We start from the raw sequence: 13506 nt of genomic DNA, 5'->3' as shown, positions 1-13506 counted from the left end.
CAGTTAACTCTTCTTCGGTCTTTTTACGTCCACGTCCATCCTGCAGCGCATCTTGCCCGCCGTCTTGGTATTTCTTCACCCACTGATATACCTGTTGGTAGGAAACCTGATGTTGCTCCGCAGTCTTCCCATAGTCATCGTTATTTGTCAGGCAATATTGAACAATCTCTATCCGTTCTTAGGTAATCCAACACCGCTATAGGTAGCGGCCATAAGGCCTAGTTCACCACTTTCAATCTCTCCGATAATAGTAGGTTTCTCTAATACGGAATATATAACTTTAGACATGAAAATGCTCCCCTCATAGCAACAGGTTTTTTATTATTTCACCTGTCTACTATTTGGGGAGCATATCAGCTAATGAGTAGGATTAATTAGCTTTAATTGTTCTTTACCAATGAATTATAACTTTTTTGTGGTATTATTTGTAAGTTAATACATGTCTGAGAGAGTTTATACTAATAAACGATTAAGCACAAATATCCTATTGGGGGAGACCTATGACTGATATAACTTTAGACAATATCAAGATTACAGTAGACTCAAATGACACTGATTACAACCAGGTATGTAATAATTTATATGAGTACAATGTTCGTGCGACAAATGGGTTACTAAAAAAGCCAGGCAAGGATATTAATTTATATCTAAAAGATAAATCAGGCAAAGTCGTGGGCGGTTTATTTTGTGAAACCTGGTCTTACGGTTTGTATATTGATGTATTTTGGATAGCTAATGAATACAGAAACAAAGGATATGGAAAAATCATGATAGCAGAAGCTGAGCGGCTAGGGAAAGAACTTGGCTGTATATTTGCTCATACTTCCACATTCACGTATCAATCGCCGGAATTTTATAAGCGTATGGGCTATGAGATTTTTGCCGTTAATGATGAATACCCAGAAGATATAAAACAATTTTTCTTTAAGAAGAAATTATAGAATAAATATTTTTCGATTACACTAACGAGGTGAATATATTATCTGTGAATTCTTGTGAGGTTTGGAACTTGAGATAGCTGCTACCATAAAATAATAATACGAGGAGGCTTTAAAGTGAATTTAGAAAGCGAAAGAATCTATTTGCGGAAACTTGAAGAATTAGATGCACCGATCATGTTAGCTAATACAACGGATGAAGAAATACGTTATATGACAGGTACAAAACATAACTTTACTTTAGAACAAATTCAAGCTCATATATATAATATTAATAATAACCCTTCTCGCTATGATTTTGCTATTTGTTTAAAAGATGATGACCAAATGATTGGTGAATTATCTATTTCTGATATTGATGAAGAAAATAAAAAAGCAGGATTTAGAATCACAATGAATTCAATTAAATTAACAGGAAAAGGTTATGGTACTGAAGCTTTAAAAATTGTATTACGATTTGTTTTTGAAGAACTAAATTTAAATCGATTAGAGTTAGAAGTATTTAGTCATAATCTTCGGGGAATAAGAGCGTATGAAAAGGCAGGTTTTGTAAAAGAAGGAGTTTTACGTGAATCTTTATATTATGGCGGAACTTATTCTGATGAAATTATCATGGCAATAATTAAAAAAGATTACAAGAAAATGTAGTGTTTACTAAGGACCTGAACGGATAATCAGGCAAAGTCGTGGGCGGTTTATTTTGTGAAACCTGGTCTTACGGTTTGTATATTGATGTATTTTGGATAGCTAATGAATACAGAAACAAAGGATATGGAAAAATCATGATGGCAGAAGCTAAGCGGATAGGGAAAGAACTTGGCTGTATATTTGCTCATACTTCCACATTCACGTATCAATCGCCGGAATTTTATAAGCGTATGAGTTATGAGATTTTTGCCGTTAATGATGAATACCCAGAAGATATAAAACAATTTTTCTTTAAGAAGAAATTATAGTATAAATATTTTTCAAGAGGAACGATAGACTAGCGTATTGCAACCCTGGAAATTCGCTCCGCTAACGGGCAGATTAGTGGGCGTTTATCAGTATTTTGTCGAGAAGGAGATAATTTTATGACTGATCACGTGGTTCAGTTACGACCTATAACTAAAGACTACGAAACTGAGTGCATCAATTTAAAGCCCCAAAAGGAGCAGGAGGATCTGGTAGCTCCCAATGCAGATTCCATTATACACGCTACGAAAGAACCAACATCCAAGCCTTTTGGTATTTATACTGACGATACAATGGTTGGTTTCCTGCTCTTTGACTATGAAATTTATAAGGACGGGTACTATTGGATACTGCGATTCATTGTCGATGCGCGTTTCCAAAAGAAAGGCTACGGATCGTTGGCAATAAGAGAGGTCATCAAGATACTATCCGCCAGGCCTGATTGTAAGCAAATTAGGGTTAATCATGTACCACATAACACCGCCGCGAATCGTTTATATAAAAGTCTCGGCTTTCAAGAGACTGGTGAAATGGAAGACGGGGAAATTGTACTTAGTTATTGTGTCAAACGAGACATCGGTGATGATCATTAAGCTATCGGGTAACGATAGTGGTATAAAGACACGACGGCAGCCGATCAAATGATGATCAGCTGCCGTTTTCTCAACTAGCTGGATTTATCGTTAATAACTCAAACAGATGATATAATTGAAAAATGGGATTTCATGGGACAATGGAAAGGAAGGGACGTTTTTTGTTTACCAATCATGTTGGAACTGCAGCATCGTTGAAATATCCGTTTGATTGTCTTACAGATTTGATATTTGTCACTGAAGAAGAGATTATACCAGCGGATATTATCCTGGTTCCTGGTGGCAGTCACACTAAACCAATGAAGATTGCATCGGAGTTATTCCATTCAGGGATGGCAAATTACATATTACCTTCAGGTGGCTATAATGTAAAAATCGAAAAAACAGAATGGGAATTTCAAAAGGAGATTGGTATATCTTTAGGTGTTCCGGAAGATCGAATACTTAAAGAAGATCAAGCGAAAAACACATTCGAAAATGCAAGAAATTCCTGGAATGTTATCATGGAGCAGCAGATTGAAGTAAGACATGCGATATTAGTTTGTAAGTCCTTTTTCTCAAGGAGGGCACTGATGACTTATCAAACCGTATTCCCTCCGAACGTAACCTTCCAAGTTAAGCAAGATGATTTACGTTATAACAAAGAAAACTGGTTTCTTGATGAAGTTGGAATAAAAACAGTTCTCACTGAAGCAGAAAAAGTCACGAAATATTTTGGACATCACATTCCTAATTGGGTCCATCAGTAGGAACAGGTATTAAGCTAACGGGAACTCGATAGTTTAATCATGAAGGGCAGACCAGAATTTGGTCTGCCGCTTTGTCATTTAACAGTTCATATCATAGGGCTTTTTTCATTGTCTACAATATTGGGGCTTGACCATATCGTATGATGGGCTGTTTTATATGCATTCTAACCTATTTCTTCGTTAGAGCTTTTAACTCCTCGATCGCCATCGTGATGTGTTCCTCTCCCAATGTCGTTTCCGCTCCATAAAAAAACAATACATTGGCTACATGATGGGAACGATAAGACGCCAAATCCGCCGCTGCCCAGCTATTAGCAAAATCCTCTAAGCCCTTTTTAGCCTCTTTGCTTGATGAATAAATATAAATACTAATACTTTGACTTGTATTATAGTTAAATTGCTCCGGCTTTATATCGTTATAGGCTCTAGAAAATACAGCACCCGGGTTTATATCGGTTTTTGCGGTTAACGAGATGCCATGGCTTTCAAATACACTCTTTATTTGATCCAATGTTATCGTTTCTTCGTTTCTTTCGTTCGAACCGCCGCCATAAGCACAGCCTGTAACGGCTAAACAAATCATACAAACGATCATAATCATTTTCCTCATAACATCGCCCCTTTGACTGCTATGACGTGTAAATAAGGAAATAAGTTACAGGAGCTCATCCCAGCCAAGCCCTACTTCGGTAACGGTATCATGGCCTATTTGGATATCTTTTTTCGTAAAAGCCTTCGCCCCTAATCGATAGTAAAAGTTGATTGCACTATTTTTCTCCAGCACCCATACCATTAATGTTTGATAATTATGTATTCTCAAATGATCGACCACAGCGGAAAACAGTGCTTTTCCAAACCCGAGCCCCTGGTACTCCTCCAGTAAGTATATGGAATAAAGCTCTGCGCCGTAGTCGTATTGCTCACTCCTGCACTTCCCACCATTTGCGAATCCTACTATCGTACCTTCATCATTTTCAACAACGTAATTCACTTCATCAGGGTTTGAGCGATTAAATACCCATAACCAATTTTTAATACGACTTTCGATGCTAAGCTTGGACAAATAATCATCCGAGATTATCCCTTTGTAGGTGGATTTCCAGCTCTCTACGTGAACATGAGCGATATCAGGTACATCGTTAATCGTCGCCAGTCGAATCCGCATATGATCCTCTTTTCTTATCGCGCAAATGGAATGATTACACTTTATAAATCGGTTTGCCATGCCTAACAACATAAATCATAGTACTAGCCTCTCATTTTATATATATTTTCATTGGATATTATTGGAATGAGTGATACTATGATTTTAGTTGATATGACTTCTATATCGCAAGAAGGATGTAATAATGATTATGTTGAGATAAGCATGTTATGTTCAGTACATAATTAGAATGGGAGGAACCAAAATGTTAGTTGTTACTACAGAAAATATTCCTGGCTATCATATTGATAAAGTATTAGGCCACACGTTTGGTGTCGTAGTAAGAAGCCGCGGCCTTGGAGGAAATATTACAGCCTCTGTGCGAAGTATATTCGGTGGAGAAATTAAAGAATATACTGAAATGATTGAAGATGCCCGTAAGGTCGCTATAGACCGTATGATTCAAAATGCACATGCCATGGGAGCAAATGCAATCGTGATGATGCGATTTGACTCTGGTGAAATCGGACAAACGATGTCTGAAATCGTCGCTTATGGTACTGCAGTTGTGGCTGAGAAAAATTAGCGATGCCCTATTTCATGAGCATTTACTTCGCCCTTCAATTGTTGGTTATTATTATCGCTATTATTAGTACGTTTATATATCGACGTAGGCGGCTAAAGCAACGCACGCTTCAGCCTCCAGCTGGTTTCCAGAAAACGAATGAAATATTTATTGATCCAACAACGGGCGTTCAGCAGCAAGTATGGTTTAACCCTAGTACTGGAGAAAGATTTTATGAAAGAACGGATAAGAATAAAAAATAAGCTAATTCACGGTGGCTAAATCTGCCTTGAATTAGCTTATTTTTTAAAAATTCAATTAGAGTCCTGCTAAGCTCACCACAGCATGACTACTCATAAGCCCGTATTTCAACAACTTCTGCATTAGGGCATCCATTTGTAGCTTCAATTACAACGCGGATCTTATTGGTACGGATAGGCTCCAGCTGATGCGTCCGTTTACGTTTTCTATTATCCGTCTCACGCAGCAATACCTTCCACTGCTCATCGACAAAAGCCTCAATTCGATAATCCTTCACCAGCTCAGGAATAACTTCAAATGGCGTTCTATGATGGTGCAGGTTGATTAGATCCTCATTCACATCATCATTGAAGGTAATATGAATATTGGATATGGAAACAGAGGAACCCCACTCAAGAGAAAGCCACTCTGGCTTATTGCTCTCCATTCGATTAGAAACCCATGTATGAGGACCGCCATATGGTCTTGTATAGCCATCAATAGCAGATACCGCTTCGTATGCTGTAGTCTCAGGGAATGCCTTGAAGCAGAAAGGTGTTCTGTGCAGCCCCTTCATTTGCCAAGCCATGGTCTGCTGCGTATCCGAGTAACTGGAGAAATCAGCGGATGAATCAATCTTATTCTCGAAGCACAACACACCGTAAAGCGGCGTTTCAGACGTATACAATTGCAGCTCCGGGTTCGACTGAATGACAACGAATAAATTGATCGCTTCCTCCGCCTTATAATCAAGTCCAAAATCAACCCACTGCTTCGTTCCCTGTGTTACTTTCACGGTATGCTTGGAGATAAGTCCCATTGGAATATAGTTTTCTTTTTTTCCGGTAGAATGAATTTCAATCGTCATTTCTGTATTCGCCAAAGCATCAACAAGCAGAGACAGCTTGTTTAGCTCCGAATTGACCGGGAATGTTATTCCAACCGGATTCAGTAAAGAATAAGCCTTAGACGCATCATCTATATGCACGTTTCTCATCGTACTCGAAGCAGCTGCTTTGGCGCTTCTCCCCAAATCGCCGGCATCCTCATTGCGAATACCAATAATGGAAGCATCTTGTCTAAGGAGTGTTTGCTGCAGCTCTGCAAGATGAGACTGACCTAACTCTCTTGGTGTAATTCCCTTCATAGCAGAGAGGGCAGCTCCCGTCCCAGCCGCTTCTCCCATTACCGCACAGGTAGCCATTACTCTAGTCGTGCCAAAAGCAACATGTGTCGCACTAACATTTCTGCCGGCGAACAATAAATTATTAACGTTGCTGGAATACAGCGAACGGAACGGAATATGGTACGTACCATCTGCATGGAAGTGTTTGGAGCCGCTCTCTTCCGCATACATTCCCTTTGGTGGATGCAAATCGATGGACCAGCCACCGAACGCTACTCGATCCTCAAATTGCTCCTGCGCCACGATATCATTCTGATTGAGGATATAATCACCAACAAATCTCCTGTATTCCCGTTTGCCAGGAAGAGATCCTACCCATTCCAGAGTCATATTATCCGCTTCAAACTTTCCTGAGTTTTTAATATAATCCCAGATTCCATAAATAACGGACCACAGCTCATCCCGTATTCTCTCGTTCTCATGAACGGTATCCAGCTCTCCGCCCCATTCAATCCACCAGTAGTGGCAGCCCGAATCTCCGCTTCGCATTACCCGACGTACCGGTATGGAGGTTTGGGAAATATCCTTGGCAAAGCTTGGCGGGATATATTTGACTGGCTGGCCTGCATCCTTTGTATAAAATAAAATCGTGCTTCCGAGCGTGATATCATCCGCAACTTCAGGAGCCCAATCCTCCTTAAATTCATGATGCGCTTCCCGTCCAATTCGAAACTTTGCTCCTGCTAGAAAACCGACTAGACCGTCTCCGGTGCAATCTAAAAACATTTTGCTCTCGAAGCGAATTTTGCGTTCAGATCCCATCATCCAGCCTGTCACGGAATGAATCTGACGATCCACCTCTGAGCCAGTTGCCTCAACCTCATGTACATCCGTGTTGAGGAACAGCTCAATGTTTTTCTCCGCTTTAACGGCCTCTAATACGATCAAATCCCAAAGATAAGGATTGCCATCAGGATTGCGATACTGATTTTCTACGAACAATTCACCCATAATACCCGTTTCTCTGGCATAACGATTCACGCCATGGCCTGTAGCGCCGCATACCCAAACGCGCACCTCGCTGCTGGAGTTGCCGCCCAAGACAGGCCGGTTCTGTACCAAGGATACTCTCTGTCCCAGTCTTGCCGCAGCAATGGCAGCGCAAACGCCGGCGAGTCCTCCACCAATGACGGTTACTTCTGTCTTTATAATTTCAGATCTCATATCATAACGCTCCTTTTCTTTGTGAGTGATCAGCCCTTAACGGCAGAGCCCGATATGCCCTGAATAATATATTTTTGACCGATGATAAAAATTAGGATCATAGGGACAATCGCAGCGGTTGCCGCAGCCATCATGCCGTTGTAATCGACGTTATTTTCCAAAATAAAATTTTGCAAGCCAAGCGGGATCGTATATAAATTGGGGCTGGATAAAAATACGAGCGCGTTCTCAAAGTCATTCCAGTGCCACGAGAAGTCGATAATCGTAAAGGTAGCTAGTGCCGGCTTCGCTAAAGGCAGAACAAGCTTAAAGAAAATGCGAAAATGGCCGGCACCGTCTATAAAAGCAGATTCCGTAATTTCCTTCGGAATGCTCATAAAAAATTGCCTTAGCATAAACACGCCAAAAATCGAGAACAAGCCCGGCAATATAAGCGCCCAATGCGTATTGTATATATGCATCCAGTTAAACATGATGAACTTCGGAACAAAAATAACCTGTGGCGGTATCATCATCATGGACAAGTAGACGAGAAACATGGCATTCCTGCCTCTAAACTCGATTCTCGCGAAACCATAAGCAGCGAATGCGGACAGAAACACTGCGCCGACTGTGCTAATAATGGAGATTTTAAGTGAATTCAAATAATAGGTGATGAAATTATAGTCACCTGTCCAAATTCGTTCATGGCTTCTCCAATCAAGCTTAGAGGGCAGCCATCTTGTAAATACTTCGCTTGGACTCTGCAGGGACGTGCTGACCATCCATAGAAACGGAAGTATCATGAACACGCCGCAAATGAGCATGAGTACAGTTAACGGCATCTTGGTTTTGACAGAGCTGACTAGATTGTTCATTGAAAACTCCCCTTTCTAATAGTGGACCCAGCGCTTCTGGCTAATCCATTGAATAACGGTTATCCCCATAATAATAGCGAACAAGAACCATGATATCGCTGAAGCATAGCCCATTTCATAATAGCTGAAGGCTGTTTTGTAAATGTATAGCGACAAGATCGTCGTGCTTCCGCTCGGACCGCCCTGTGTAATCGCTTGAATGATGGAGAAGGATTTCATCGTCATGATTAAGCCCGTAATGAGCAGCATAAAGGTAGTCGGACTAACAAGCGGCCATACAATTCGCCATGTGACCGTCCGGCTCTTCGCGCCGTCTATCTTCGCTGCTTCCAGCAGTTCAGGCGACACTTCTTGAAGCGCAGCAAGATAAATAATCATGTTGTAGCCTAACAAGAACCAGATCTGTATGATGTCAATCGCATACATCGCAGTCTCGGTATCAGCGAACCAGCCTGGCGGCGATACAATGCCAATCCAGCGAAGTATTTCATTGATCGGCCCTTGAGAGGGTTGAAACAAGAGCATCCAAACGAATGCAACAGCTACCCCGCTAGAAATATAGGGAAGAAAAAACATCCCCCGCAGCAGCCCTTTCAGATATACATTCTTATTCAGAACGAGAGCGACGACAAAGGATAGTCCAAGCGATACTGGAACAGAAAGAAGGAATATCGCCGTATTCTTAATCGCATTATAAAACTGATCATCCTGAAACATTCGCTTTATATTGTCCATTCCCGTGAACGAGACATTTGGATTCGAAAATTGATAATCGGTAAAAATCAGTCCAAAGGAAAATAACGCAGGTACGACAAAAAACAATAATACGCCCAACATATTCGGAAGAATAAACACATAACCCAACCAGCTTTGCTTGCGCATCCAGCTCGTTTTACTCATAACAACCCGCCTTTCTTCGTTCACCCGTAAAAAAAAGTAAGAAGGACAAGGCTGCTCCTTCTTACTTTCTTTACGCAGCTTATTTCTTGATGAATTCGTTGTGCCGCTCTGCCATATTTTTCAACGTCGTGTCGATATCTTGCTTATTGAGGAAGTACTTCTCATATTCTTCTTTGCGCGCATCGATCACTTGCTGAGGCACGTTAAGCTGGAATGATTCGAATTTGCCGAATACCACTTTGTTAAGAGAATCCCGATCATAATTTTCTTCATACTCTTTTAGGAGCAAATCGATCGCTTCCGTGCTGTCTACACTTTTGGATGACGGGATGCGTCCGCCCGGAGCCATTGGGAGCATTCCGCCATCAGCGTACCATTTCACAAATTCCCAAGCCGCTTCTTGATTTTTGGATTTCGCGTTAACCGAAATCACGTCGCCCAATCCGCCTGGATATTTGAAGTTGGTTTGATCCTTGGAGATACGCGGAATTGGTGCAAAAGCAATTTTGAAATCATGCGGGAAATCGACTAGATTGTTCGCATTACGGAAAATAAATTCACCCGCTGTCAGCATCGCTGTCTCACCTTTTAGGAACATCGTATCCACCGGCATCTTGCTGGTCAGCTGCTCGCCATATTCCGGAGTTGATTTATCCTTGAACATCATGTTGTGCAAAATTTCAAAACCCTGTTTCCAATAGGCGTTATCGAAGTTCGATGTGCCGTCTGCTTTCACATAACCGTCTCCACCAATCGTACCGTCGAATTGCGTAGTAAATGCAGCATCATGCTGGAGCAAGCCCCATACATTAGGTTGTTTCAATTTTAGTGCATATTCCTGTAAATCGGACCACGTCCAATCTAGCGGAGGAATAGGCAAACCTGCCGCATCAAGCATATCTTTGTTCAACCAGATGAACGCCATGTTTTTCTTTGTAGGCATGCCGTAATACTTGTCATTAATCATCCATTGCTTAGCTTCAGGACCCATTTGCTCGTCAATGTTGTAGTCTGTCTTTGCGCTCATATCTACGGCTACGCCAGCATCTATTCTCTTTTGAAGGCGAGAGAGGGTGTAGTTTATATAAATATCTGCATCTTGCCCGGCAAGCAAAGCAGTATCCAGCTTTAAGTTGCCGGCATCATCATTAACGAACCGAACATACTCCACTTGTACATTTGGATTCTCGGCATTCCATGCGTCAACAACTGCTTGAGGTCCCGCTTCAGGAGGCACGCCGCCCCATAACGTAAGCTTAATCTTTTTGGTTGTTGTGGCGCCGCTGTTTGTTGGTGTCCCCGAAACATTATTTTTGTTGTTCCCACCGCATCCAGCGATCAGAACCATGACAAGAATAAGAGAAAGAGCACTGATCAACATTCTGTTTCTTTTCATTTCTTTGCCCCCTACAAACTTGTTTAATTGCTTAGTTAAATCTTATCACCAGGCATTTCGCGGGGTAAGGAACGATATTTGGCGATTCATGATACATTCTTTGGATCATTTATTTTGCTCTTTGCGATATTCACTTGGCGTCATGCCGCACCATCGTTTAAATATTTTAATAAAATAGTTGTCATTCTCGAATCCTACTTGCCTTGCAATCTCGCCTATCGATTGGCTTGTTTCCTCAAGCAGCATCTTTGCTGCCTCGATTCGGCGGTTCTGTACATAGTGAATAAAGGTTTGGCTCGTTTTTTTCTTAAACAAATCACTCACATAGCTTGCATCCATAGAGATGAGCTCAGCTGCACGTTTTAATGTGATTTCCTCAGCGTAATGCTCCTCAATATGGCGAATAATTTTATTCATCTCAGGATGATCCGTAGGTTCAGACGTATTCTTCTTCGGAAACCACTTGGCTGCTTTCCTTAATTGCTCTCGCTGCTCTAATTCAAGGGTTACCTTCTCTAGTGCCTGCTTCAACCCGCTCACATCCATTGAAAGCTTAAGTAAATAGCTGGACGCTCCGAACTCCAGCGACTGCCTTGCATACTCGAACTCATTCATACAGGTAAGCATAACGAATCGGCAATCAAGCCCTTCTTTCCTGACAGATTTCAGCAGCTCTACTCCATCCATCATGGGCATATCAATATCGGAAATGACCACGTCCGGCTGCAATTCTCGAATCGCCTGCAACGCTTCCTCGCCGTCATTAGCAGTGGCTATAATTTCAAAAGGAAGATTAGCTTTGCTCATCAACTTGCTGAGACTCGCTCTTGCATGCTGTTCATCATCAACGATCAATACGGTCCACATTGCTGTCAGCCTCCTTTAAATAGGGTTTCGATAATAATAGAGGGAGATGCATCATTACCTTTGTTCCCTCTTCTGATGAGGCAAGGGACAAGCCTGTACTCTGATTTTTGAAAAGAAGCTCCAAGCTTTCTCGAATATTTTGAATACCGATGCTCTTCCGCTTACGGAACACCTTCTTCTCTTTGGCACGTTCTACCCCTACTCCATTGTCCGCCACTTCAAGATACAAAAGATCATGTCTCGCCTCTGCTTTGATTTCAATTCGGCCGTCACTCCGTCTCCCTCCAAACCCATGTATAATGGCGTTTTCTACCAAAGGCTGAAGACAGAATTTCGGAACCAGTGCAAAGTTTAGCTCGTCACTTAGCTCATAGCTGACTGTAATATGCCCACCGAAGCGAGCGCTTTGTATGCGCATATAGGAATCGATAAGCGCAATCTCATCTTTCAGCAATATAAGGTCGACCTCTACATTCAATGTCGTCTCTAATATTTTTCCGAGCGAAACACAAATTTCATAAATGTCATCCTCATCCTTCTCAAGCGCTATGCTTTTAATAACATTAAGCGTATTCAAAAGAAAATGCGGGTTCATTTGAGATAAGAGAACCTGAAAGCGGACGATCTGCCTCTGACGTTCCTCTAATTGAAGCCGTTCCATTAAGCCATTTATATCGTCAATCATGGTATTGAAGCTTCGCGTGAGTGCAAGAATTTCACCTCGCCCTTGTTCTGGCAGCTTTACTTTGAGGTTAGTCTTGACCGATATCTCCATCTTTCGCTGCAGCGTTTTTAGAGGAACAGTAATCGTTGAAGAAATAAAATAGGTCATCATGACAAACACAAGCGTAATCAACCCGAAGATGGCGAAAAAGCGTTTTTTCAACGTTTCCACTTCTTCAAACAGCAAGGACAAGGGTACTTTTTTCACAATAAATCCATTTAACTGAGCAATATGGCTGAACGTATACAATACCTTCTCATCTTGGCTAACAATGGAAGCGGATGCAGAGGGCTCTTTTACTTCGAGCATCGCTGATAAAATGGCAGGATCAATCGCTTCATCGGCATCGGACTGCACCATTGATTTTCCTGTATGATCCAATAAATAATAAATGCCTTCGCGCTGCCTATCTCTCATCACCTTGTTGAACCATTGCTCATAATCGATGCTGATACGGGCATAGGCGTACTCTTTAAGATTCTCATCGCGGAGCATCTGATAGAGACTAAGCATATTTTGATTGGGTTTAATAACCGGACTCACATAATTGGTATCGCTTGCATTCCAAATGGAGCTTTCCCCTTCATTGGAGGAAAGCATCTTTACCCATGCTTCATTCGTAATCGAGGAGTAATTCAGTGGCTCACGAGGAGCAAAGGAGGTATAGGCATAACCTTGTTTATCTACCAGCGTATAATACACCGTTGCACCAGTCAGGAAGAAGCTGTTCTCAATGCTTGCGAACTTATTTTCCACCAGTTCCTTCCGCGTTAGCGGATCTTTCTGCTCCGGATTTTTCATAACCGAGCGGATGGTGTCATCCTGTTCTAATAGCAGGCCTGTCTTCATAACAAGCCCGAGCACATCTAGGAAAGACTTCTCGATATCGAGAAGCTGATCCTCGTTTTTGGCGGAGGCTTCCTCCTGCAGAACTCTTTCCGTTTCACTAAAATTATAAATAACTAATAAAACGAATGGAGCTAGCACTAGCAGCAAAAAAGCCATCAATATTCTGTTTTTGAACGTTTCTGGAGTTAAGCCTCTAATCCATTTGTTCACGCGATATGCCCCCCATGTGCTCTCATCTGTTTAAAAATTGATTCGACATACCTCTCAAGATAACGCGAATAGTCCGTAGGAGCAAGCTTGAAAATAAAGCGGATAACTCTCCTTCATCATGACATAAGCGAATGAATTGACCTAACTTGCGGTGTTTGCGCCCAGTGAAA

General features: G+C 41.6%; 16 protein-coding genes. 7 read left to right on the top strand and 9 right to left on the bottom strand.

All coding sequences use genetic code 11. The features are described 5' to 3' along the window. Window positions 1–151 (bottom strand): helix-turn-helix domain-containing protein (locus AC1DOV_RS17340; protein ID WP_477550589.1); only part of this gene is annotated, 151 nt, incomplete at its 3' end. 349 nt (window positions 152–500) lie between these two features. Between AC1DOV_RS17340 and AC1DOV_RS17335 the strand changes: the two genes are divergently transcribed. From AC1DOV_RS17335 to AC1DOV_RS17315, 5 genes are all read left to right on the top strand, one after another. Continuing rightward, window positions 501–941 (top strand): GNAT family N-acetyltransferase, encoded by a 441-nt coding sequence (locus AC1DOV_RS17335; RefSeq protein ID WP_477550578.1) that lies wholly within the window; start codon window positions 501–503, stop codon window positions 939–941. 114 nt (window positions 942–1055) lie between these two features. Beyond that, a complete protein-coding gene (locus tag AC1DOV_RS17330; RefSeq protein WP_477550577.1) occupies window positions 1056–1586 on the top strand; it encodes a GNAT family N-acetyltransferase in 531 nt (176 codons plus the stop codon). A gap of 38 nt (window positions 1587–1624) precedes the next feature. Further along, entirely contained in the window at window positions 1625–1894 is a 270-nt protein-coding gene (locus AC1DOV_RS17325; RefSeq protein WP_477550576.1) for a GNAT family N-acetyltransferase, read from the top strand. 117 nt (window positions 1895–2011) lie between these two features. After that, on the top strand, window positions 2012–2485 hold the full coding sequence (locus tag AC1DOV_RS17320; protein ID WP_477550575.1) for a GNAT family N-acetyltransferase: 474 nt from the start codon (window positions 2012–2014) through the stop codon (window positions 2483–2485). A 161-nt stretch (window positions 2486–2646) separates the two neighbouring features. Next, window positions 2647–3234 carry a YdcF family protein gene (locus tag AC1DOV_RS17315; protein WP_477550574.1) on the top strand — a complete coding sequence of 196 codons (588 nt, stop codon included), beginning with the start codon at window positions 2647–2649 and terminating at the stop codon, window positions 3232–3234. Window positions 3235–3403: 169 nt separating this feature from the next. Here AC1DOV_RS17315 and AC1DOV_RS17310 read toward each other — a convergent pair whose 3' ends face one another. Beyond that, window positions 3404–3844: a hypothetical protein gene (locus AC1DOV_RS17310; RefSeq protein ID WP_477550573.1), complete on the bottom strand. Its 441-nt coding sequence runs from the start codon at window positions 3842–3844 to the stop codon at window positions 3404–3406. Window positions 3845–3889: 45 nt separating this feature from the next. Then, a complete protein-coding gene (locus AC1DOV_RS17305; protein WP_477550572.1) occupies window positions 3890–4399 on the bottom strand; it encodes an N-acetyltransferase family protein in 510 nt (169 codons plus the stop codon). A gap of 244 nt (window positions 4400–4643) precedes the next feature. On the opposite strand from AC1DOV_RS17305, the gene AC1DOV_RS17300 reads away from it, so the two are divergent. Both AC1DOV_RS17300 and AC1DOV_RS17295 read left to right on the top strand, forming a co-directional pair. Then, window positions 4644–4964: a heavy metal-binding domain-containing protein gene (locus tag AC1DOV_RS17300; protein ID WP_076266362.1), complete on the top strand. Its 321-nt coding sequence runs from the start codon at window positions 4644–4646 to the stop codon at window positions 4962–4964. A gap of 14 nt (window positions 4965–4978) precedes the next feature. After that, complete coding sequence (locus AC1DOV_RS17295) at window positions 4979–5206, top strand: hypothetical protein (protein ID WP_339205518.1); 228 nt, start codon at window positions 4979–4981, stop codon at window positions 5204–5206. Window positions 5207–5292: 86 nt separating this feature from the next. On the opposite strand, the gene AC1DOV_RS17290 is transcribed toward AC1DOV_RS17295, so the two are convergent. From AC1DOV_RS17290 to AC1DOV_RS17265, 6 genes are all read right to left on the bottom strand, one after another. After that, window positions 5293–7533 carry an FAD-dependent oxidoreductase gene (locus AC1DOV_RS17290; RefSeq protein WP_477550571.1) on the bottom strand — a complete coding sequence of 747 codons (2241 nt, stop codon included), beginning with the start codon at window positions 7531–7533 and terminating at the stop codon, window positions 5293–5295. A 29-nt stretch (window positions 7534–7562) separates the two neighbouring features. Beyond that, window positions 7563–8390, bottom strand: coding sequence for a carbohydrate ABC transporter permease (locus AC1DOV_RS17285; protein WP_076266365.1), 828 nt, complete (start codon window positions 8388–8390; stop codon window positions 7563–7565). A 15-nt stretch (window positions 8391–8405) separates the two neighbouring features. Next, complete coding sequence (locus tag AC1DOV_RS17280) at window positions 8406–9290, bottom strand: carbohydrate ABC transporter permease (protein ID WP_339205520.1); 885 nt, start codon at window positions 9288–9290, stop codon at window positions 8406–8408. 79 nt (window positions 9291–9369) lie between these two features. After that, window positions 9370–10686, bottom strand: coding sequence for an ABC transporter substrate-binding protein (locus tag AC1DOV_RS17275; protein ID WP_477550570.1), 1317 nt, complete (start codon window positions 10684–10686; stop codon window positions 9370–9372). A gap of 105 nt (window positions 10687–10791) precedes the next feature. Further along, window positions 10792–11553 (bottom strand): response regulator transcription factor, encoded by a 762-nt coding sequence (locus AC1DOV_RS17270; protein ID WP_076266368.1) that lies wholly within the window; start codon window positions 11551–11553, stop codon window positions 10792–10794. Further along, a complete protein-coding gene (locus AC1DOV_RS17265; RefSeq protein WP_477550569.1) occupies window positions 11531–13336 on the bottom strand; it encodes a sensor histidine kinase in 1806 nt (601 codons plus the stop codon). The genes AC1DOV_RS17270 and AC1DOV_RS17265 overlap by 23 nt, the downstream gene beginning before the upstream one ends. Window positions 13337–13506: the final 170 nt, after the last annotated feature.

It is taken from the genome of Paenibacillus sp. 01T47 (assembly GCF_056398245.1).
The sequence above is the reverse complement of the archived record's forward strand: the minus strand, read 5'-3'. Positions and strand labels throughout refer to the sequence as shown.

Excerpts from the sequence above, each read along its gene's own strand:
- AC1DOV_RS17300 (WP_076266362.1), top strand. The coding sequence starts at position 4,644 with ATGTTAGTTGTTACTACAGAAAATATTCCTGGCTATCATATTGATAAA.
- AC1DOV_RS17290 (WP_477550571.1), bottom strand. The coding sequence starts at position 7,533 with ATGAGATCTGAAATTATAAAGACAGAAGTAACCGTCATTGGTGGAGGA.
- AC1DOV_RS17305 (WP_477550572.1), bottom strand. The coding sequence starts at position 4,399 with ATGCGGATTCGACTGGCGACGATTAACGATGTACCTGATATCGCTCAT.
- AC1DOV_RS17335 (WP_477550578.1), top strand. The coding sequence starts at position 501 with ATGACTGATATAACTTTAGACAATATCAAGATTACAGTAGACTCAAAT.
- AC1DOV_RS17275 (WP_477550570.1), bottom strand. The coding sequence starts at position 10,686 with ATGAAAAGAAACAGAATGTTGATCAGTGCTCTTTCTCTTATTCTTGTC.
- AC1DOV_RS17295 (WP_339205518.1), top strand. The coding sequence starts at position 4,979 with ATGAGCATTTACTTCGCCCTTCAATTGTTGGTTATTATTATCGCTATT.
- AC1DOV_RS17280 (WP_339205520.1), bottom strand. The coding sequence starts at position 9,290 with ATGAGTAAAACGAGCTGGATGCGCAAGCAAAGCTGGTTGGGTTATGTG.
- AC1DOV_RS17285 (WP_076266365.1), bottom strand. The coding sequence starts at position 8,390 with ATGAACAATCTAGTCAGCTCTGTCAAAACCAAGATGCCGTTAACTGTA.
- AC1DOV_RS17320 (WP_477550575.1), top strand. The coding sequence starts at position 2,012 with ATGACTGATCACGTGGTTCAGTTACGACCTATAACTAAAGACTACGAA.
- AC1DOV_RS17310 (WP_477550573.1), bottom strand. The coding sequence starts at position 3,844 with ATGAGGAAAATGATTATGATCGTTTGTATGATTTGTTTAGCCGTTACA.
- AC1DOV_RS17270 (WP_076266368.1), bottom strand. The coding sequence starts at position 11,553 with ATGTGGACCGTATTGATCGTTGATGATGAACAGCATGCAAGAGCGAGT.